This window comes from Flagellatimonas centrodinii, assembly GCF_016918765.2.
Lineage (GTDB): Bacteria > Pseudomonadota > Gammaproteobacteria > Nevskiales > Nevskiaceae > Polycyclovorans > Polycyclovorans centrodinii.
On the sequence record NZ_CP092104.1, the window covers coordinates 2831055 to 2849479 of the forward strand.

An 18425-nucleotide genomic window follows, 5' to 3' on the forward strand; every position below is an offset into this window, starting at 1 on the left:
CGATGAGGCTGCCGCTGCCGTCCGCGCCCACCCCCGGCGCGTGGGTGGTGGCATATTCGGGCGGTCGCGATTCCACGGTTCTCTTGCATGCCCTGTGGTCCACCGGGCAGCCGCTACGTGCGGTGCACGTGCATCACGGTCTGCAGCCGGCGGCCGATAGCTTTGCGCATCATTGTCGACAGACCTGCAAGGCCCTCGGGATCGCGCTCGACGTGCGTCATGTCGCGGTGTGCCGTGACGGTAGCGGCCCCGAGGCTGCAGCGCGCACGGCACGCTATGCGGCGCTGTCGGCGGCGCTGGGTGACGACGACCTGCTGATCACCGCTCACCATGCGCAGGACCAGGTAGAAACCCTGCTGGCCCGGCTGCTGCGCGGTAGCGGTCTGGATGGACTGGGGGGAATCGCCCACTATCGAACCTCGCCGTCCGGGCGCGGCGTCTGGCGGCCACTGCTGGACTGTTGGCCGGCACAGCTGGCGGCCTATGCTGTCCACCATGATCTGCGCTGGGTCGATGATCCCCACAACGCCGATCCGCGATTTCAGCGCGTCTGGCTGCGCCAGACGGTGCTGCCGATGCTGAGTAGCCGACATCCTGGGGTGGCGTCGACGTTGTCGGACCTGGCCGCCGAGGTGCGGGCGACAGCGCCGATGCGCAAGGCGCGAGATGCCGCACTGCGGCATCAGTGCGAACGCCCCGGTCCGTGGGGCACCGCGCTACTGATTCCGCGACTCCTCGCGTTGCCGCGGGTCGATCAGCAGCGGGTTCTGCGGGCCTGGTGGGCGGCGCAGGGTGGGGCACCGCCGGGCGCCGCGGCCGTTGCCTCGGTGCTGGATGAAGTGGTGCCGGCCCGCGCCGATGGGCAGCCGGCACTTCAGATCGGCCCGGATACGCTGCGACGGTATCGCCAGTGCCTGTACCGCGATCGGTCATGGTCGCCGCCCGCCGCCCAGACTTGGCGTGATGGACGGGAGCTGAGCGTTCCCGGCCTCGGCCGTTGGCAGGCTGCGCAGGCGCCGACGCGACCGTTGCAACTTGCATTTCCATGTGGCGGCGAGCGGATCCTGCCGGCAGGTGAAGTGCACCATCGGCGACTCAAGCAGTTGTTTCAGCAGCATGGGGTGCCGCCCTGGCAACGACCGAGAACACCGCTATTGCTCGCTGAAGGCAGGCTGGTGGCGGTTGCCGGTGTTGCGGTCGCCGCCGATGCGCCGATGGCACTCAAATGGATCGAACACGCGGACGATGCTGTCACAACTTGAGTTGCCGGCGAGCGTCGGCCAAGATTCGCGGTCTGACAAAACCACACAAGAGAGAGGAGCACTGCATGCAAGGCCTGATGATGGACCAGCCGCTGTCGATTTCGTCGCTGCTGGTTCATGCGGACCGTTATCACGGTGATACCGAAATCGTGTCACGGCGCGTGGAAGGTGACATTCATCGTTACACCTACCACGATGCCCACCAGCGCAGCCGCAGGGCGGCCAACATGCTGGAGCGTCTCGGGGTCGCCGTTGGAGAGCGCGCTGCCACGCTGGCGTGGAACGGCTATCGCCACTTCGAGCTCTACTACGCGATCTCCGGCTCCGGCCGGGTGATGCACACCATCAACCCGCGACTGCATCCCGAGCAGGTGGCCTGGATCGCCAACGACGCTCAGGATCAGGTGCTGTTCTTTGATCTGACCTTCGCCCCGTTGGTCGATGCCGTGGCACCGCACTGCCCGAACATCAAGCACTGGGTGGCACTCTGTGCCGAAGCTGACCTGCCAGCCTTGAAGAACATCAAGCCGCTGGCCTACGAAACCTTGCTGGAGCAGGCCGACAGCGCGTATGACTGGCCACTGCTCGACGAGCAGTCGGCGGCCTGTCTCTGCTACACCTCGGGAACTACCGGCAACCCCAAGGGCGTTCTCTACTCGCATCGTTCGACGGTGCTGCATGCGATGGGCTCGTGCATGCCCGACGTGATGAATTTGTCGGCCTGTGATGTGGTGCTGCCGGTGGTGCCGATGTTCCACGTCAACGCCTGGGGCACGCCATATTCATGTCCCATCGTCGGTGCCAAACTGGTGTTCCCGGGGCCGGCACTCGATGGTGCCAGCCTCACGGAGCTGTTCGAACAGGAAAAGGTCACCTTCACCGCCGGTGTGCCGACGGTGTGGCTGGGCCTGCTGCAGCACCTGCAGAAGAGCGGCCAGAAGCTGACGACCGTCAACCGTATGGTGGTGGGCGGTTCCGCCTGCCCGCCGGCACTGATGAAAGCCTTCAAGGACGAGTTCGGCATCCACATCCACCATGCCTGGGGGATGACCGAGATGTCACCACTGGGGACTTTCAACCAGCTCAAGAACAAGCATCTGCCGCTGTCAGCCGAAGAGCAGTTCAAGGTGCATGTCCGTGCCGGGCGCCCGGTGTTCGGGGTTGATATCAAGATCGTCGACGATGCCGGCAAGGACCTGCCTTGGGATGGCGTCGCCTTCGGTGACCTGCTGGTCAAGGGTTACTGGGTGGTCGGCCAGTACTACGGGCTCGACAAGTCACCGTTGGTGGATGGCTGGTTCCCCACCGGCGATGTGGCCACCATTGACCCGGACGGCTTCATTCAGATCACCGACCGTTCGAAGGATGTCATCAAGTCCGGAGGCGAATGGATCAGCTCCATCGACCTGGAGAACATCGCGGTCAGTCATCCGGCCGTGGCCGAGGCTGGAGTGATCGGGGTCTATCACCCGAAATGGGATGAGCGGCCGCTGTTGGTCGTGGTGCTCAAGGACGGGCAGGATGTCGACCGTGATGCGCTGTTGGCCCATTTCGACGGCAAGATCGCCAAGTGGATGCTGCCCGATGACGTCCAATTCGTGACCGAGCTGCCGCATACGGCGACGGGCAAGATCAGCAAGCTGAAGCTGCGGGAACAGTTCAAGGACTATCGTCTGCCCACCGTTTGAGCGATCGCCGCCGTCCCGGCAGGGTTCGGGACGGCGGCGGCAGCGGCGCGCAGAGGCTTGCGGCCAAGGATGGTAAAATCGCGGATCACTGACCAACCGCGCCCGTTCCCATGCCTGATGCGCCTCCGCAGACGCGTTTTATCTTCGTAACCGGGGGCGTGGTGTCCTCGCTGGGCAAGGGGATCGCAGCCGCGAGTCTCGGCGCCATCCTTGAATCACGTGGCCTCAAGGTCCACATGATCAAGCTCGACCCGTACATCAATGTCGATGCGGGCACCATGAGTCCGTTTCAGCACGGTGAAGTGTTCGTCACCGAAGATGGCGCCGAAACGGACCTGGATCTCGGGCACTACGAGCGGTTCCTGCGCGGCAAGACCAGCCGCTACTCCAATGTGACCACTGGCCAGATCTATCGCAACGTGCTCGACAAGGAGCGTCGCGGCGATTATCTCGGCAAGACGGTGCAGGTGATCCCGCACATCACCGACGAAATCCGGGAAGCGATCCATCGCGGTGCCGAAGGCGCCGACATCTGCATGGTGGAGATCGGGGGCACGGTGGGTGACATCGAGTCGCTGCCGTTCCTCGAAGCGATTCGCCAGATGGGCGTCGAGATCGGCCGTGGCAACAGCCTCTACATGCACCTGACGCTGGTGCCGTTCGTGCGGGCTTCGGGCGAACTCAAGACCAAGCCGACCCAACATTCGGTCAAGGAGCTTCGGTCCATCGGTATTCAGCCGGATGTCTTGATCTGCCGTAGCGAGCGCGCCCTGCCAGATGACGAGCGTCGCAAGATCGCCCTGTTCACCAATGTGCAGCAGCGCAGTGTGATCTCCGCCATCGACCTCGACGACATCTACAAGATTCCGGCGTGGTTGCACTTGCAGGGGCTGGATGATCTGGTGCTCGAACACTTCAACATCGAAGCCCGCCGCGCCGACCTGTCGGCCTGGCAGCGGGTGGTGGATGCGCGTGACCAGCAGGACACCGAGGTGCAGGTCGCCATGGTCGGCAAGTACGTCGACCTGGCGGATGCCTACAAGAGCCTCAACGAGGCCCTGGTGCATGCCGGCCTGCATACCCAGACCCGGGTGAAGATCCGCTACCTGGAGTCTGAGTCGCTGGAAACCCAGGGCCTTCGCCTGCTACAGGGCATGGACGCCATTCTGGTGCCAGGAGGCTTCGGTGAGCGCGGTGTCGAAGGCAAGATCGCCGCGGCCCGCTACGCCCGCGAAAACCGCATCCCCTACCTCGGCATCTGCCTCGGCATGCAGGTTGCCGTGATCGAGTATGCGCGCAATGTCTGTGGTCTCGGTGATGCCCATTCCACCGAGTTCAACCCGAAGACGGCGCATCCGGTGATCGGGCTGATCACCGAATGGCGCGACCATGCCGGTCAGGTCCATCTGCGCAGCGCCAGCACCGGCAAGGGCGGCACCATGCGCCTCGGCGTGCAGTCCTGTCGGCTCAAGGCCGGCTCGAAGAGTCGCTCGCTCTACAACGCCGAAACCATTGCCGAACGGCATCGGCACCGCTACGAATTCAACAACAACTACAAGCAGGCGCTGCAGGACGGCGGCCTCGACCTGGTGGCTGAATCGGTCGAGAACGAACTGGTGGAGATGGTGGAGATTCCTGCCCACCCATTTTTCATTGGCTGCCAGTTCCACCCCGAGTTCACCTCGACGCCGCGTGATGGTCACCCGCTGTTCGAAGGGTTCATCCGGGCGGCGCGGGCGCATCACCTTGCCCACCAGCACAGCGAAGGGAGTGCCGCATGAAGCTGCTCGGACGCCAAATCGGGCTGGATCAGCCGCTGTTCCTGATTGCCGGGCCGGATACCCTGGAATCGCAGCAGCTTGCGCTCGACGTGGCCGGTCACATCAAGGCCATCGCTGACCGCCTGGGGATCCTTTATGTCTTCAAGGGTAGCTTTGACAAGGCCAATCGCAGCTCGCACACGAGCTATCGCGGTCCGGGTCTCGACGACGGCCTGAAGATCATGCAGGCGGTGCAGCAGCAGATCGGCGTGCCGGTGCTCACCGATGTCCATGAAGACACGCCGGTGGACCCGGTGGCGGCTGTCATCGACGTGATCCAGACTCCCGCCTTTCTCTGCCGTCAGACCAACTTCATGCAGAAGTGGGCGACCTGTGGCAGGCCCATCAATGTCAAGAAGGGCCAGTTCATGAGCCCCTGGGAAATGGGCAACGTCATCGCCAAGATGAAGGCGGTGGCGCCGGACGGCGGCTTCATGCTGTGCGAGCGAGGCTTCACCTTCGGCTACAACAATCTGGTCGCCGACATGCGCGGTCTCGCATTGATGCGCGAATACGCGCCGGTGGTGTTCGATGCCACCCACACCGTGCAGCTACCGGGGGGGCAGGGCAATGCCTCCGGCGGTATGCGGCCGATGATCCCGGTACTGGCGCGTGCCGCGGTCGGTGCCGGCGTTTCCGGCCTGTTCATGGAAACCCATCCCGATCCCGACAACGCCCTTTGCGACGGCCCCAACTCGCTACCGCTGCAACATGTCGAGGAACTGCTGGAAACCCTGCTGGCGCTGGACAGCGTCATCAAGCGCGCTCCCGTTCTCGAATCCCGACTTCACGCCTGAGCCCGAACCTGAAACCCCATGTCAAAAATCGTCTCCGTTACCGGTCTTGAAATTATCGATTCCCGCGGCAACCCCACGGTGGAAGCCGAGGTGGTGCTGGAAACCGGCTTCGTCGGCCGTGCCGCCGCACCCAGCGGCGCTTCCACCGGCACCCGTGAAGCGGTTGAGCTGCGCGACGGCGCGCCCAAGCGCGGCAAGTCGCGTTACTTCGGCAAGGGTGTCAGCAAGGCGGTCAAGCACGTCAACGTGGATATCGCCAAGCGGGTGAGCGGGCTTGATGCCCAGGATCAGGCCGGCCTCGATGCCGCCATGATCGAGCTCGACGGCACCGACAACAAATCGAAGCTGGGTGCCAACGCCATCCTCGCGGTGAGCCTGGCCGCCGCCAAGGCGGCAGCCGACGAGAATAGCCTGCCGTTGTTCCGCCACCTCGGCGGAATTTCCAGCGTAACCCTGCCGGTGCCGATGATGAATGTCATCAACGGGGGCGCCCATGCCGACAACAATGTCGACATTCAGGAGTTCATGATCCTGCCGGTGGGCGCGAAATCGTTCTCCGAGTCGCTGCGCTGTGGCGCCGAGATCTTCCATACCCTGAAGAAAGTGCTGAAGGACCGTGGTCTCAATACCGCGGTCGGCGATGAAGGCGGCTTTGCCCCCGACCTCGAATCCAACACTGCGGCCCTCGACTGCCTTCTCGAAGCCATCGAGAAAGCCGGCTACAAGCCGGGCAAGGACATCTTCCTCGGGCTCGACGTTGCCAGCTCGGAGTTCTACAGCAAGGGCCAGTACCACTTGCATGGCGAAGGCAAATCGTTTTCGCCGAAACAGTTCGTCGACTACCTGGCGGGTATCTGCGCAAAGTACCCGGTGATCTCCATCGAGGACGGCTGTGCCGAGAACGACTGGGCCGGCTGGAAGCTACTGACCCAGGCGCTGGGTGACAAGGTGCAGCTGGTGGGCGATGATCTGTTTGTGACCAACACCAAGATCCTCGCTGAAGGCATTGCCAAGGGCATCGGCAATTCCATCCTGATCAAGCCGAACCAGATCGGGACGCTCACCGAAACCCTGGCCGCTATCCAGATGGCGACCGACGCCGGGTATGCCAGCGTGGTCAGCCATCGCTCCGGCGAAACCGAAGACGCCACCATTGCCGACATTGCTGTCGGCACCACCGCGACCCAGATCAAGACCGGCTCGCTGTGCCGGTCCGACCGCATGGCCAAATACAACCAGCTGCTGCGGATCGAGCAACAGCTCGGCGCCCAGGCACGTTATCCCGGTGCCGGTGCCTTCCCGGTGAAGGTCGGCTGAAGACGATGCGCGGCCGAATCATCATCGCCGCACTTGCGCTGATGCTGTTGGGTCTGCAATGGCGGTTGTGGGTCGCCGACGGCGGGGTGACCCATGCCCACACCCTGCAGACCCAGGTGGCCGCGCTGGAAGCCGAGATCGAACAATTGCGGCAACGCAACGGTCGTCTGGCTGCCGAAGTTCAGGACCTCAACGTCGGTAGCCGGGCACTGGAAGCCCGTGCGCGCACCGCGCTGGGCATGATCGAGCAGGACGAAACCTTCTACCTGGTGGTCTCCACCGACGGACCGTGACCGAGGGGCCTCGTTACTGGGCGGTGCTGGTGGCCGCCGGAGCCGGTACCCGGATGGGCATGGAGACTCCCAAACCCTGGCTACCGTTGGCCGGTCGCACCGTACTCGAGTGGTCGCTGACAACCTTGCTGCGCCAGGGTTGGATCGACGGTGTGGTACTGGTGCTGGCGGCTGGAGACACCCCCTGGTCAGCATCGCCGATGGCCCGGCATCCGCGGGTACTGACGGTGACCGGGGGCGCCGAACGCGCTGACTCGGTTCGGGCCGGACTGGCGGCGGTGCGGTGTCATGCCGGCTGGCCCGAACGTACCTGGGTGCTGGTCCACGATGCCGCGCGCCCCTGTCTGCGCGAGGAGGCGCTTCTGCAGCTGCGTGATGCCGCCACCACATCTGAGGGCGGGCTGCTGGCACGGCCGCTGACCGACACGCTCAAACGCCACCAAGACGGCCGGGCGGTCGAAACCGTGCCGCGTGCCCACCTGGCCGGCGCCCAGACCCCTCAGCAGTTCCCCCTGTTGACGCTGGTCGATGCCCTCGCCCGGGCGGCAGCTGCCGGCACGGATGTCACTGACGAGGCAAGCGCCATCGAGGCGCTCGGCTTGCGGCCCACGGTGGTGTGGGGTCACGCCAGCAATCTCAAGATCACTTACCCGGACGATCTGGCCCTGGCTGCGTTCTGGTTGCGGCTTCAGGCGGGAGAATCGAACCACCATGAATCTGTTTGATGCGCGCATTGGGCATGGCTTCGATGCCCATCAGTTGGCAGCCGGGACGGGGGTGACCCTCGGAGGGGTTCAGATCGCATGTGACTACCGGCTGGTGGCGCACTCCGATGGCGATGTGCTGATCCATGCGCTGTGTGACGCGTTGTTGGGCGCGTTGGGGCGGGGCGATATCGGTCAGTGGTTTCCGGACACGGATGCTCGCTTTGCCGGTGCTGACTCTCGGGACCTGCTGCGGACCGTGGTGGATGCCCTGCATGCCGCCGGGTATGCCCTGGTCAATGCCGACCTGACCCTGATCGCAGAGGCGCCGCGGGTGGCCGCATACACCGGCGCCATGCGCGAATGTCTGGCGGCCGACCTCCGGGTCACTGTGGACCGGATAGGCGTCAAGGCGACCACCAATGAGGGGATGGGTCACATTGGTCGCAAGGCCGGTGTTGCGGCTCATGCGGTGGTGCTCATCGCCCCCCGAGAAGGCGTCTGAAATGCTGTCGAATCAGCGAGTTATGGTTTGTGTGATGGCGTCCCCCACCGTAGACTGCCGACATGCTTGAAACGCTCGTGAAGGACCGCCTGCGCCTCCGCCCGCGTCGCGACACGCGGGAGGAGATTCTCAATACCGCCGAAGAACTGTTGCAGCGTCGCGGCTACAACGCTTTCAGCTATCAACATATTGCGGTCCAGTTGGGTATCCGCAACGCCGCTATTCACTACCATTTTCCCGGCAAGGAAGATCTGGGGGTGGCGCTGGTGCGCCGGTTTCGCCAGCGCTTTCGGGACTGGGCCGAGAGCGTGGCCGGACAGGGTGATGCTTGGTCGCGGCTGACGGCCTTCTTCGAGACCTACATCGCGTATCTCGCCGCGACTGACATGCGAATCTGTCCGGTCGGCGTTCTCGGGTCCGAGTTCGGGGTCATTCCCGAGCCGATGCGGCATGAAGCTCGGCTGCTGATGCGCGAAAACTACGAATGGCTGGCGGAAACGCTGCAGGCCGGACGCGATGAAGGCAGTCTGCAGTTTCCGGGCGAGGCCCGGTCAAAGGCGGTCGAAGTTGGCGCGGCGCTGCAGGGTGGCTTGCAGATCGCCCGCATGGCTGGTCCCCAGCGCTTCCATCAGGTGCTGGAGCAGCTGGGGCTGGAATTGCGCGGCGGTGCCTCCGGGCGCAACTGACGTTCGTCGGGTCGCGTCGACCATCGAAACCTGCTGTCCACACAGGCCCGGGGATTGGGTGTACGCTACTTACTGAGTAGTAAGTAACCCTCGAGGGGGTATGTCATGAATACACAGGTTATCAAGAGACCCGGAATGCCGGCCTTGCGGTTGCCGCAAGCGCTGTCGGAAGGCTGGAATGTTGATCAGTACCGTCATTATGTACAGTCGACAGTCGTGCGCCTGCGCCGCCGTGTGGTGGCCAGATTGCACCCGTTCCGCTTCGACATCGACCTGCGCGACGTACTCTGATCAGCCGGGGTTTCGTAGCAGCACATAGATCGCGCCGGTCCCCCCATCCGGCGGCCGGGCGGAACAGAACGCCAAGACGTCGCGACGTCGTCGCAACCAGCTGTCGACGTGGGCTTTCAGTACCGGCCCGGTGTTGGGTGAGCCATTGCCCTTGCCGTGGATGATGCGCACACAGCGCACGTCATCCTGCTGGCAACGGCTCAGAAAGCCGACGATTTCATGGCGCGCCCGATGGCGGTTCAGACCGTGCAGGTCAAGAGCCCGCTCGACCCGATACTGGCCGCGCCGCAGCCGGCGGATGACGCTGTCCTGTACCCCGGGCGAGCGATAGGTCAGCGTGTCGCCGCACTCGAAATCATCCGGGTCCGCTGCGGCCAGTAGCTCGGCCATCACCGCCACCTCATCGGCCTGCGCCTGCCGCGCCACTGGCGGTGGCGGTCGCCGCAAGGGGCTGACATGCCCAGCGGGGGCGGCACGTCGGACATCGCCAAGGGCAGCGCGGAACAGGGCGGAGTCGTTGTCGGAGTCGGACATGGCAAAAACACCGATGATGGAGTCGGCAGCATGCCGGTCAGACCGGTAAACTACCCGGCGTTTTTCCCCGCTGTCCACCATGCGCATCCTTCTTTCAAACGACGACGGCTGTACGGCCCCTGGTCTGCTATGCCTGCGCAACGCGCTGGAGGCGCATCACCGGGTTACGGTGGTGGCGCCCGATCGCAACCGCTCCGGCGCGTCCAACTCGCTGACGCTGCTCAATCCGCTGCGACCGCATCAGCACGCCGACGGCGTCTGGTGCGTTGACGGCACCCCCACCGATTGCGTGCATTTGGCGCTGACCTCGCTACTGCCGGAGCCCCCCGACATGGTGGTGTCCGGGATCAACGCCGGGGCCAACCTCGGCGACGACACCCTCTACTCGGGCACCGTGGCGGCCGCTATGGAGGGGCGACACCTGGGCTGTTCGGCGCTGGCGGTATCGTGCGTGGCGCACGAACCGCGGCACTATGAAACGGCCGCAGCAGTCGCCGTCACCCTGGTGGCCCGTCTGGCGACCCATCCGCTGCCACCGGATACCATCCTCAACGTCAACGTACCCGACGTGCCGCTGGATGAACTGCAGGGGTATGCGGTGACCCGCCTCGGCTTGCGGCATCGTGCCGAGAGCGTGACCCGCACCCAGGACCCGCGTGGCCGCACCATTTACTGGCTGGGGGCGGCCGGGGCCGAGGCGGACTGTGGCGCGGGGACCGACTTCCATGCCATCAGCCGCCATCAGGTGTCGGTGACCCCGATCACCGTCGATCTGACCCGCCATGCCGCCCTGGAGCGTCTGCGGGACTGGGTATCCGATCTGTGACGCGCGGATCACGCAACCCCGTCAGTGGCGCCACCACGCCGCTGAAGACCCCGGCGCAACGGCTGGCCGAGGGCCTTTCCAGGCAGGGAATCCACGAACCCGCGCTGCTGGCGGCGGTCGGGCGCATCCCCCGTCATCAGTTTGTTGATGATGCATTCAAGGCGCGCGCCTACGAGCTGCAGTCATCGTTGCCGATCGGCTTCGCGCAGACGATCTCGCAGCCGGCGGTGGTGGCAATGATGACGCAGACCCTGCTGGAAGGCGGGACCCGGCGCCGGGTGCTCGAAGTGGGCACCGGCAGTGGCTACCAGACCGCGCTGCTGGCCGAGCTGTGCGAGGTGGTGTTCACCGTCGAGCGAGTCAAGGCCCTGACCGAACAGGCGCGCAAGCGCCTTGCCGCGCTGGGGTATCGCAATGTGCATTTCGGCTATGCCGACGGCATGCAGGGCTGGCTTCCGTATGCCCCTTATGACGGCATTCTGGTGACGGCCGCAGCCGCGGAGCTGCCGCCCGGGCTACCGGAGCAGTTGGCGCCCGGTGGACGCCTGGTGATTCCGGTGGGGCCCCCGGGTGCGCAGGTGCTGAAAGTGATTGACCGAGGGGTGATGGGCTTCCGCCAACGTGACATCGCCACGGTCAGTTTCGTCCCGTTGCTGGCAGGCAAGGTCTGATGGGGTTGTTCAGCCGGTTGTATGCCTGGACGCTGACCAAATCCGCACATCCGCATGCCCGTTGGTGGTTGGGCGGGCTCAGTGTGGCCGAGGCCACCGTATTTCCGATCCCGCCCGACGTGATGCTGGCGCCGATGGTACTTGCCCGGCCAGCCCAGTGGTGGCGGCTGGCGGCCCTGACTACCATCACCTCGGTGGTGGGCGGCTTGATCGGCTTCATGCTGGGCGCCTGGGTGCTCGACCTGGTGTTGCCTTGGGTTGACCGTATCGGTAGGCGCGAGGCCTACGATACTGCCGTCCAATGGTTCGAACAGTACGGTTTCTGGGCGATCCTGATGGCCGGCATCACGCCGGTGCCCTACAAGGTCTTCACCCTTTCGGCAGGCGCGGCGCAGATGGGCCTGTTACCGTTCTTTCTCGGGTCGCTGATCGGGCGCGGTATCCGCTTCTTCGTCGTTGCTGGCCTGGTGAAAGCGCTCGGACCGACCTTTGAGCGTCACCTGTTGCGCTACATCGACGTCATCGGCTGGGTGTTGGTTCTCGTGGTTCTGGTGGGAATTCTATGGATGCGATGAAGATGATCGGTACCCGCGTGATTACGCTCGGTCTGGCGCTGATGGCGACCGGGTGTGCGGCACTGCTGAGCTGGTCGCCGCCTGCCGAGCGGGTTCAGGTCGACTCCACCACGCCGATGGTCGTGCTGCCGCCGGTGGCGGCCGACGAGTATCGGGTCCAACAGGGCGATACCCTCTATTCCATCGCCTTCCGCAACCAGGTCGACTTCCGCGAACTGGCGCAGTGGAACGCGCTCGCCAATCCCGAACTGATCTATCCCGGTCAGGTCCTGCGACTCAAGCCTGCGGCGACGATCAAGCCGGTCGCACCGGCGAACGGCGATGTCGCTACCGCAGCGGTGACCCTGCCGCCGCCCGTCGGCGCGCCGCGGCCCCTGGCCCCGGTGGCGCTGGGTAGCGCCGCGTCGGCATCGGCGCCTCCGACGACAGCGCCGCCGCCGGTAGCAGCGACGACCGCCGCCGTGCCGCCGCCGGTGACCGGTCGCTGGACCTGGCCGACCGACGGCATCGTGTCGCGCGGCTATTCGCCCACTCAGGGCAGCAAGGGGCTGGAGTTCACCGGGCGTCGCGGCCAGCAAGTGGTGGCAGCGTCAGCCGGCAAGGTGGTCTACAGCGGCAACGCGCTCAAGGGCTATGGCGAGCTGATCATCATCAAGCACGACGAGGTGTTCCTCTCCGCCTACGGTTACAACCGCACGCGTCTGGTGAAAGAGGGCGACACCGTGCGGGCCGGACAACCCATCGCCGAAATGGGCGAGGGGCCGGAGCGCAAGCCGCTCCTGCATTTCGAGATCCGCGAGCGGGGCAAGCCGGTGAATCCGGTGAAGTTCCTGCCCGCCAAATCCTGATGTTCCGCGGGTCGCCGTGCGCACACCCGGCGGCGGCCATTCCCTTGCCGGAAACCCCCGCAAGGTGCTAAAACTTCGCGCTTTTCGCCGCCCGTCATCGGGCCCATCCTCGGCCTTCAGAGCCCGTCCGTGAAAACCAACTTCCCGCGCATCCAGCGACTGCCCCCCTACGTCTTCAACATCGTCGGTGATTTGAAGAAGGCAGCCCGCGCCCGCGGCGAGGACATCATCGATTTCGGCATGGGCAATCCCGACCAGCCGACGCCCAAGCACATTGTCGACAAGCTGGTGGAAGCCAGCGTACGCGGCACCGAGAGCGACTACGTTCGCCCCGAGCTGCATGACGAAGAAGGCGTGCACACGCATCGCTATTCGGTGTCGAAGGGCATTCCGCGGCTGCGACGCGCGATGGCGCGCTGGTACAAGCGGCGCTACGACATCGACCTTGACCCCGAAACCGAGGTAATCGCCACCATCGGCTCGAAGGAAGGGCTGGCACATCTGGCCTTTGCCACTCTGGCGCAGGGCGATGTCGTGCTGGTGCCCAACCCGGCCTATCCGATCCACCCGTATGGCGTGGTGCTGGCCGGTGCCGACGTCCGCCATGTGCGGATGACACCTGAGGTGGATTTCTTCGAGGAGCTGCAGCGCGCGATCAAGGAGACATGGCCGTCGCCGAAGATGCTGGTGCTGAACTTCCCGGGCAACCCGACGACCCAGTGTGTGGATCTCGAATTCTTCGAGAAGGCGGTGGCCATCTGCCGCGAGCACGAGATCTGGCTGGTGCACGATCTCGCCTACAGCGACATCGTGTTCGACGGCTACAAGGCGCCCAGTGTCCTGCAGGTGCCGGGGGCGAAGGATGTCGCGGTCGAATTTTTCACTCTGTCCAAGAGCTACAACATGCCCGGGTGGCGAGTTGGGTTCATGGTCGGCAACCCGACATTGGTCGCCGCCCTGGCGCGTATCAAGAGCTACCTGGACTACGGGATGTTCACGCCGATCCAGGTTGCCGCGATTGCTGCGTTGGAAGGGCCGCAGGACTGTGTCGCCGAAATCTGCGAGATGTACCGGGTTCGCCGCGACGTGCTCTGCGAGGGCCTCAACAAGATCGGCTGGAAGGTCGAAAAGCCGCGAGCGACCATGTTTGTCTGGGCCGAGATTCCCGAGCCCTTCAAGGCCATGGGTTCGATCGAATTTTCCAAGAAGCTGCTGGCCGAGGCGCACGTGGCAGTCTCCCCCGGCATCGGCTTCGGCGAGTACGGAGATACCCACGTTCGCTTTGCCCTGATCGAGAACGAGCATCGGACGCGTCAGGCATTGCGGGGTATCCGCCGGATGTTGCAGACCGCCGGCATCACCACTTCGGCGTGACGACCGGCTCGTCGCGCTCCGCCCATCATGGATAAGGTGTTTATGAAGACTCCCGTCAAGGTCGGCCTGATCGGCCTCGGTACCGTGGGGCAGGGCGTGATTCGCCTGCTCAAGGACAATGCCGACGCTATCTCCGCTCGCCTGGGACGCCCGCTGGTGGTGACGATGGCCGCGGCTCGCGACCTCAACCGCGCACGCGACTGTGACCTCGACGGTATCGCCCTGACCTCCGACGCGCAGGCGGTGGCGAGCAGCCCCGATGTTGATATCGTCGCCGAACTGATCGGCGGCACCGAGCCGGCCCTGTCGCTGGTGTCGGCGGCGCTGGCACGCGGCACGCCGGTGGTCACCGCCAACAAGGCGTTGCTGGCGCTGGACGGCAACACCGTGTTCGAACGCGCCCGCGCCGGCAATGCGGCGGTCGGCTTCGAGGCGGCGGTGGCGGGGGGGATCCCGGTCATCAAGGTGGTGCGCGAAGGCCTTGCCGGCAACCGGATTGACCAGGTCGCCGGCATCATCAACGGCACTTGCAACTACATCCTCACCCAGATGCGGGATCAGGGTCAGAGCTTCACCGATGCACTGGCCGAGGCACAGCGGCTGGGTTACGCCGAAGCGGACCCCACCTTCGACATCGAAGGCATCGATGCGGCACACAAGCTCACCATCCTCGCCAGTATCGCCTTCGGCATGCCGTTGTCGTTCGATGCTGTGTCGGTACAGGGCATCACCGCAGTCAGTGCTCAAGACATCCGTGTGGCGGAGGCCCTGGGGTATCGCATCAAGCATCTCGGCATCGCCAAACGATCCGGCGGCAAGGTGGAGCTGCGGGTGCATCCCACATTGGTGCCCGAGCAGCATCTGCTGGCCAAGGTGGATGGTGTGCTCAACTCAGTGCTGATCCATGGCAACGGCAGTGGTCCGATCGGGCTCTACGGTGCCGGCGCCGGTGGGGATGCAACTGCCTCGGCAGTGGTCGCCGATCTGGTCGATATCGCCCGCGGGCTTGGCGGCGATGCCGGCACCCGCGTGCCCGACCTCGGCTTTGCGCCGGCGTCGCTGACCGCGCTGCCAGTGTTGCCATTGGCCGAGACCGAGAGCGCCTTCTACCTGCGATTGCGGGTGGCCGACGAGCCCGGCGTGCTCAAGGGCATCACCTCGATCTTTGCCGAACTCGACATCAGTATCGAGGCAATCCAACAACGCGAGCCGCCGCGTGCGTCCGATGACGCCACGGTGGCATTGATCACTTCCGAGGCCAGCGAACAGCGTATCCACGAAGCCGTGCAGCGCATCGAGGCCCTCCCGTTCGTGCGTGAACAGCTGTCACGTATCCGCGTCGAACATTTCAACTAGAGCGCCCACGGGGCCAGCACTTCCATGAACTACACCGGACTCATCGACCATTTCCGCCACCGCCTGCCGTTTGCGCCGGAGGTGCGGGCGATCTCGCTGGGTGAAGGGCGTACGCCGCTGATCCAGCTGCAGCACATCCCGCGCGAAGCCGGCTTCGAAGGCGAGATCTACGTCAAGTTCGAAGGTCTCAACCCCACCGGCTCATTCAAGGATCGTGGCATGACCGCCGCGGTGACCCAGGCGGTGCATGAAGGCTCGAAGGCCATCATCTGCGCCTCCACCGGCAACACCTCGGCTGCCGCCGCCGCGTATGCCGCCCGTGCTGGCATCACGGCATTCGTGCTTATCCCCGAAGGCAAGATCGCCCTCGGCAAGTTGGCCCAGGCGGTGGTGCATGGCGCCGTGGTAGTACAGATCCGCGGCAACTTCGATGATGGCATGCGGTTGGTCAAGGAAGTGGCGCAGACGGCCCCGGTGACCATTGTCAACTCGATCAACCCATACCGCTTGCAAGGGCAGAAGACCGCTGCGTTCGAGATTGCCGAAAGTCTCGGGCGGGCGCCGGATTATCACGCACTGCCTGTGGGCAACGCCGGCAACATCACCGCACACTGGATCGGCTATTCCGAACTCGCCGGCCTCAGCACTGGCGGCTGTGCCTTCTGCGATGGCAACTGCAAGGTAGCGCATCCGCCGCAGACGCAGTCTCGCCCGAAGATGCTCGGCTTTCAGGCCTCCGGCAGCGCCCCGTTCCTGCGTGGTGGACCAGTGAAGGACCCGGAAACGGTTGCCACCGCCATCCGCATCGGCGATCCCCAGAGCTGGGATCGCGCCTGGGTGGTGCAGAAGGAATCTGACGGTTGGTTTGACGAGTGCAGTGACGACGACATCCTCACCACGCAGCGATTGCTGGCGCAGAAGGAAGGCGTGTTCTGTGAGCCGGCGTCCGCCGCGTCGCTTTGCGGCGTGCTCGCCGATATTCGCAGCGGCAAGATTGCCCAGGGTAGTACGGTGGTTTGCACTCTGACCGGCAACGGTCTGAAGGATCCCGACATCATCATGAAGGATGGGTTGAAGGGCCTGATCCAGGTGCCCGCCGAGCGCAGCGCGGTCGAACGCACCCTGCTGGAGCACATGGCAGGGTGATCCGCCGTCGGCCACCGCCGGCGCCGGCCGCGCTGGCGGGTTTGCCCGACACCCTCCATCCCCTGGTGCGTCAGCTCTACGCTGCACGTGGGGCGAAAACGGTCATCGATGCCGAGCTGCCGCTTGCCGCGCTGGCACCGCCCCATCTGCGAGGGCTGGCGACCGCGGTGGCGGTGCTCGCCGACACCCTGGCGCAGGGCCATCGCATCGTGCTGGCCGGTGACTACGATTGCGACGGCGCCACCGGCGTGGCGGTCGGCGTCCGCGGCCTGAGGCTGCTCGGCGCCGCCGATGTCGATTATGTGGTGCCCGACCGCTTCCGCATGGGCTATGGCCTGTCGCCCTTGCTGGTGGATGCAGCGGTGGCGCGCGGTGCCCGTCTGATCGTCACTGTCGACAGTGGCATCGCCAGTCTCGATGGTGTGGCCCACGCCCGGGCCCTGGGCGTACCGGTGATCGTCACCGACCACCATCTGCCGGGCCCGGAGCTGCCGGCTGCGGCGGCCATCGTCAATCCCAATCAGCCGGGTTGCGAGTTCCCATCTCGGCACCTCGCCGGTGTCGGCGTGATGTTCTACCTGCTGGCGGCCCTGCGCGCACATCTGCGGGGCCTCGGACAAACCCTGCCAAGCCTGTCGCCGCTGCTGGATCTGGTGGCGCTGGGCACGGTGGCCGATGTCGTGAGGCTGGATACCAATAATCGCGTGTTGGTGGCGGCCGGCCTGCGGCGGATGCGGGCCGGGCAGATGCACGAGGGGCTGCGGGCATTGCTACGGGTGGCAGGGCGTGAGCCACAACACCTCACCAGCCAGGAACTGGGTTTCGTGCTCGGCCCGCGGCTCAACGCCGCGGGACGGTTGGACGACATCCGGACTGGTATCGAGTGTCTGCTCAGTGACGATTCCCTGCAGGCTGAGGCGCTGGCGCAGCAGCTGGACCGAATCAATCGTGAGCGGCGCCATATCGAGGCCGACATGCGGGACAGCGCCCTGCGGATCAGCGCCGAGGCGACGGCGACTGGCCTCTGCCTGTTTCAGCCGGACTGGCATGAAGGCATCGTCGGGCTGGTCGCCTCGCGGATCAAGGACCTCCACCATCGGCCGGTGATCGCCGCTGCCCGGGCGCAACAGCGAGGCATGCTCAAGGCCAGCGGCCGCACCATTCCCGGGCTTCACCTGCGGGATGTGTTGGCCGAGATCGACACCGCGCATCCGGGTCTGATCGAACGCTTTGGTGGCCATGCCATGGCCGCTGGTATGAGCCTGCCGGAGGCGAACTGGCCTGCCTTCAGTGCGGCCTTCGACGCTGCCTGCGCTGCGCATCTTGATGACGATGCCCTGCAGGCGGTGATCGAAAGTGATGGCGAATTACCCGGCGCCTGGCTGGACCTGGAAGCCGCGCTGGCCTTGGAGGCGGCCGGGCCTTGGGGGCAGGGGTTTCCCGAGCCACAATTCGATGGCCGGTTCGCCGTCCAGGCGGTGAAGTTCATGGGCAGTGCGCAGCAACATCTGCGGTACACGCTGTCTCATCCCGATGGCGGCATGGTGGAGGCGGTGCACTTCGGTGCCGGAGATGCGGCGCTGGCCGCCGGGCAGACCGCCCGCTTTGTCTATCGGTTGGGCGTCAATCGGTGGCAGCAACGGGTGACGCCACAGTTGATGGTGGTCCACGTCGACCCTGCTTCGACATGACCTGAGAGGTCATTGCGGTCGTCACCGCAATGGCCAGACTG

The 18425-nt window shown here is 65.0% G+C and carries 19 protein-coding genes; 18 read left to right on the forward strand and 1 reads right to left on the reverse strand.

The annotated features are described in order from the left end of the window. The first annotated feature begins 2 nt into the window (after positions 1–2). From tilS to JN531_RS13655, 10 genes are all read left to right on the forward strand, one after another. Positions 3–1262: a tRNA lysidine(34) synthetase TilS gene (gene tilS / locus JN531_RS13610; protein ID WP_228349403.1), complete on the forward strand. Its 1260-nt coding sequence runs from the start codon at positions 3–5 to the stop codon at positions 1260–1262. A 65-nt stretch (positions 1263–1327) separates the two neighbouring features. After that, positions 1328–2950, forward strand: coding sequence for a 3-(methylthio)propionyl-CoA ligase (locus tag JN531_RS13615; protein ID WP_239795307.1), 1623 nt, complete (start codon positions 1328–1330; stop codon positions 2948–2950). A 110-nt stretch (positions 2951–3060) separates the two neighbouring features. Next, positions 3061–4731, forward strand: coding sequence for a CTP synthase (gene pyrG, locus JN531_RS13620; protein ID WP_228349404.1), 1671 nt, complete (start codon positions 3061–3063; stop codon positions 4729–4731). Beyond that, positions 4728–5567 (forward strand): 3-deoxy-8-phosphooctulonate synthase, encoded by an 840-nt coding sequence (gene kdsA / locus JN531_RS13625; RefSeq protein ID WP_228349405.1) that lies wholly within the window; start codon positions 4728–4730, stop codon positions 5565–5567. Before pyrG ends, kdsA begins: the two co-directional genes overlap by 4 nt. An 18-nt stretch (positions 5568–5585) precedes the next feature. Beyond that, complete coding sequence (eno, locus tag JN531_RS13630; protein WP_228349406.1) at positions 5586–6884, forward strand: phosphopyruvate hydratase; 1299 nt, start codon at positions 5586–5588, stop codon at positions 6882–6884. Positions 6885–6889: 5 nt separating this feature from the next. Then, complete coding sequence (locus tag JN531_RS13635; RefSeq protein WP_228349407.1) at positions 6890–7177, forward strand: septum formation initiator family protein; 288 nt, start codon at positions 6890–6892, stop codon at positions 7175–7177. Next, positions 7174–7902, forward strand: coding sequence for a 2-C-methyl-D-erythritol 4-phosphate cytidylyltransferase (ispD, locus tag JN531_RS13640; RefSeq protein WP_228349408.1), 729 nt, complete (start codon positions 7174–7176; stop codon positions 7900–7902). The genes JN531_RS13635 and ispD overlap by 4 nt, the downstream gene beginning before the upstream one ends. Further along, positions 7889–8386: a 2-C-methyl-D-erythritol 2,4-cyclodiphosphate synthase gene (ispF, locus tag JN531_RS13645; RefSeq protein ID WP_228349409.1), complete on the forward strand. Its 498-nt coding sequence runs from the start codon at positions 7889–7891 to the stop codon at positions 8384–8386. Before ispD ends, ispF begins: the two co-directional genes overlap by 14 nt. Positions 8387–8448: 62 nt before the next feature. Further along, complete coding sequence (locus JN531_RS13650) at positions 8449–9072, forward strand: TetR/AcrR family transcriptional regulator (RefSeq protein ID WP_228349410.1); 624 nt, start codon at positions 8449–8451, stop codon at positions 9070–9072. Positions 9073–9177: 105 nt separating this feature from the next. Continuing rightward, positions 9178–9363: a hypothetical protein gene (locus JN531_RS13655; RefSeq protein WP_228349411.1), complete on the forward strand. Its 186-nt coding sequence runs from the start codon at positions 9178–9180 to the stop codon at positions 9361–9363. On the opposite strand, the gene JN531_RS13660 is transcribed toward JN531_RS13655, so the two are convergent. Further along, positions 9364–9897, reverse strand: coding sequence for a Smr/MutS family protein (locus JN531_RS13660; RefSeq protein WP_228349412.1), 534 nt, complete (start codon positions 9895–9897; stop codon positions 9364–9366). It lies immediately after the preceding gene. Positions 9898–9976: 79 nt separating this feature from the next. Between JN531_RS13660 and surE the strand changes: the two genes are divergently transcribed. From surE to recJ, 8 genes are all read left to right on the forward strand, one after another. Continuing rightward, positions 9977–10723: a 5'/3'-nucleotidase SurE gene (gene surE, locus JN531_RS13665; protein ID WP_228349413.1), complete on the forward strand. Its 747-nt coding sequence runs from the start codon at positions 9977–9979 to the stop codon at positions 10721–10723. Beyond that, entirely contained in the window at positions 10720–11394 is a 675-nt protein-coding gene (locus tag JN531_RS13670; protein ID WP_228349414.1) for a protein-L-isoaspartate(D-aspartate) O-methyltransferase, read from the forward strand. The genes surE and JN531_RS13670 overlap by 4 nt, the downstream gene beginning before the upstream one ends. After that, positions 11394–11969: a YqaA family protein gene (locus JN531_RS13675; protein ID WP_228349415.1), complete on the forward strand. Its 576-nt coding sequence runs from the start codon at positions 11394–11396 to the stop codon at positions 11967–11969. The genes JN531_RS13670 and JN531_RS13675 overlap by 1 nt, the downstream gene beginning before the upstream one ends. 2 nt (positions 11970–11971) lie before the next feature. Beyond that, complete coding sequence (locus JN531_RS13680) at positions 11972–12817, forward strand: peptidoglycan DD-metalloendopeptidase family protein (RefSeq protein ID WP_228349416.1); 846 nt, start codon at positions 11972–11974, stop codon at positions 12815–12817. 129 nt (positions 12818–12946) lie between these two features. Further along, the gene (gene alaC / locus JN531_RS13685; RefSeq protein ID WP_228349417.1) at positions 12947–14191 is read left to right on the forward strand and encodes an alanine transaminase; all 1245 of its coding nucleotides are present in this window, start codon (positions 12947–12949) and stop codon (positions 14189–14191) included. Between the two features lie 42 nt (positions 14192–14233). Beyond that, the gene (locus tag JN531_RS13690) at positions 14234–15547 is read left to right on the forward strand and encodes a homoserine dehydrogenase (protein WP_228349418.1); all 1314 of its coding nucleotides are present in this window, start codon (positions 14234–14236) and stop codon (positions 15545–15547) included. Between the two features lie 24 nt (positions 15548–15571). Further along, entirely contained in the window at positions 15572–16693 is a 1122-nt protein-coding gene (gene thrC / locus JN531_RS13695; protein ID WP_228349419.1) for a threonine synthase, read from the forward strand. Then, on the forward strand, positions 16693–18384 hold the full coding sequence (gene recJ / locus JN531_RS13700) for a single-stranded-DNA-specific exonuclease RecJ (RefSeq protein WP_436233318.1): 1692 nt from the start codon (positions 16693–16695) through the stop codon (positions 18382–18384). Before thrC ends, recJ begins: the two co-directional genes overlap by 1 nt. Positions 18385–18425 lie beyond the last annotated feature (41 nt).

What these genes read in the sequence shown, in the direction of transcription:
- pyrG (WP_228349404.1), top strand. Translation starts at nt 3,061, where the DNA reads ATGCCTGATGCGCCTCCGCAGACGCGTTTTATCTTCGTAACCGGGGGC.
- JN531_RS13690 (WP_228349418.1), top strand. Translation starts at nt 14,234, where the DNA reads ATGAAGACTCCCGTCAAGGTCGGCCTGATCGGCCTCGGTACCGTGGGG.
- thrC (WP_228349419.1), top strand. Translation starts at nt 15,572, where the DNA reads ATGAACTACACCGGACTCATCGACCATTTCCGCCACCGCCTGCCGTTT.
- tilS (WP_228349403.1), top strand. Translation starts at nt 3, where the DNA reads ATGAGGCTGCCGCTGCCGTCCGCGCCCACCCCCGGCGCGTGGGTGGTG.
- JN531_RS13660 (WP_228349412.1), bottom strand. Translation starts at nt 9,897, where the DNA reads ATGTCCGACTCCGACAACGACTCCGCCCTGTTCCGCGCTGCCCTTGGC.
- JN531_RS13650 (WP_228349410.1), top strand. Translation starts at nt 8,449, where the DNA reads ATGCTTGAAACGCTCGTGAAGGACCGCCTGCGCCTCCGCCCGCGTCGC.
- JN531_RS13635 (WP_228349407.1), top strand. Translation starts at nt 6,890, where the DNA reads ATGCGCGGCCGAATCATCATCGCCGCACTTGCGCTGATGCTGTTGGGT.
- JN531_RS13680 (WP_228349416.1), top strand. Translation starts at nt 11,972, where the DNA reads ATGATCGGTACCCGCGTGATTACGCTCGGTCTGGCGCTGATGGCGACC.
- kdsA (WP_228349405.1), top strand. Translation starts at nt 4,728, where the DNA reads ATGAAGCTGCTCGGACGCCAAATCGGGCTGGATCAGCCGCTGTTCCTG.
- JN531_RS13675 (WP_228349415.1), top strand. Translation starts at nt 11,394, where the DNA reads ATGGGGTTGTTCAGCCGGTTGTATGCCTGGACGCTGACCAAATCCGCA.
- ispF (WP_228349409.1), top strand. Translation starts at nt 7,889, where the DNA reads ATGAATCTGTTTGATGCGCGCATTGGGCATGGCTTCGATGCCCATCAG.
- eno (WP_228349406.1), top strand. Translation starts at nt 5,586, where the DNA reads ATGTCAAAAATCGTCTCCGTTACCGGTCTTGAAATTATCGATTCCCGC.
- JN531_RS13615 (WP_239795307.1), top strand. Translation starts at nt 1,328, where the DNA reads ATGCAAGGCCTGATGATGGACCAGCCGCTGTCGATTTCGTCGCTGCTG.
- JN531_RS13655 (WP_228349411.1), top strand. Translation starts at nt 9,178, where the DNA reads ATGAATACACAGGTTATCAAGAGACCCGGAATGCCGGCCTTGCGGTTG.
- surE (WP_228349413.1), top strand. Translation starts at nt 9,977, where the DNA reads ATGCGCATCCTTCTTTCAAACGACGACGGCTGTACGGCCCCTGGTCTG.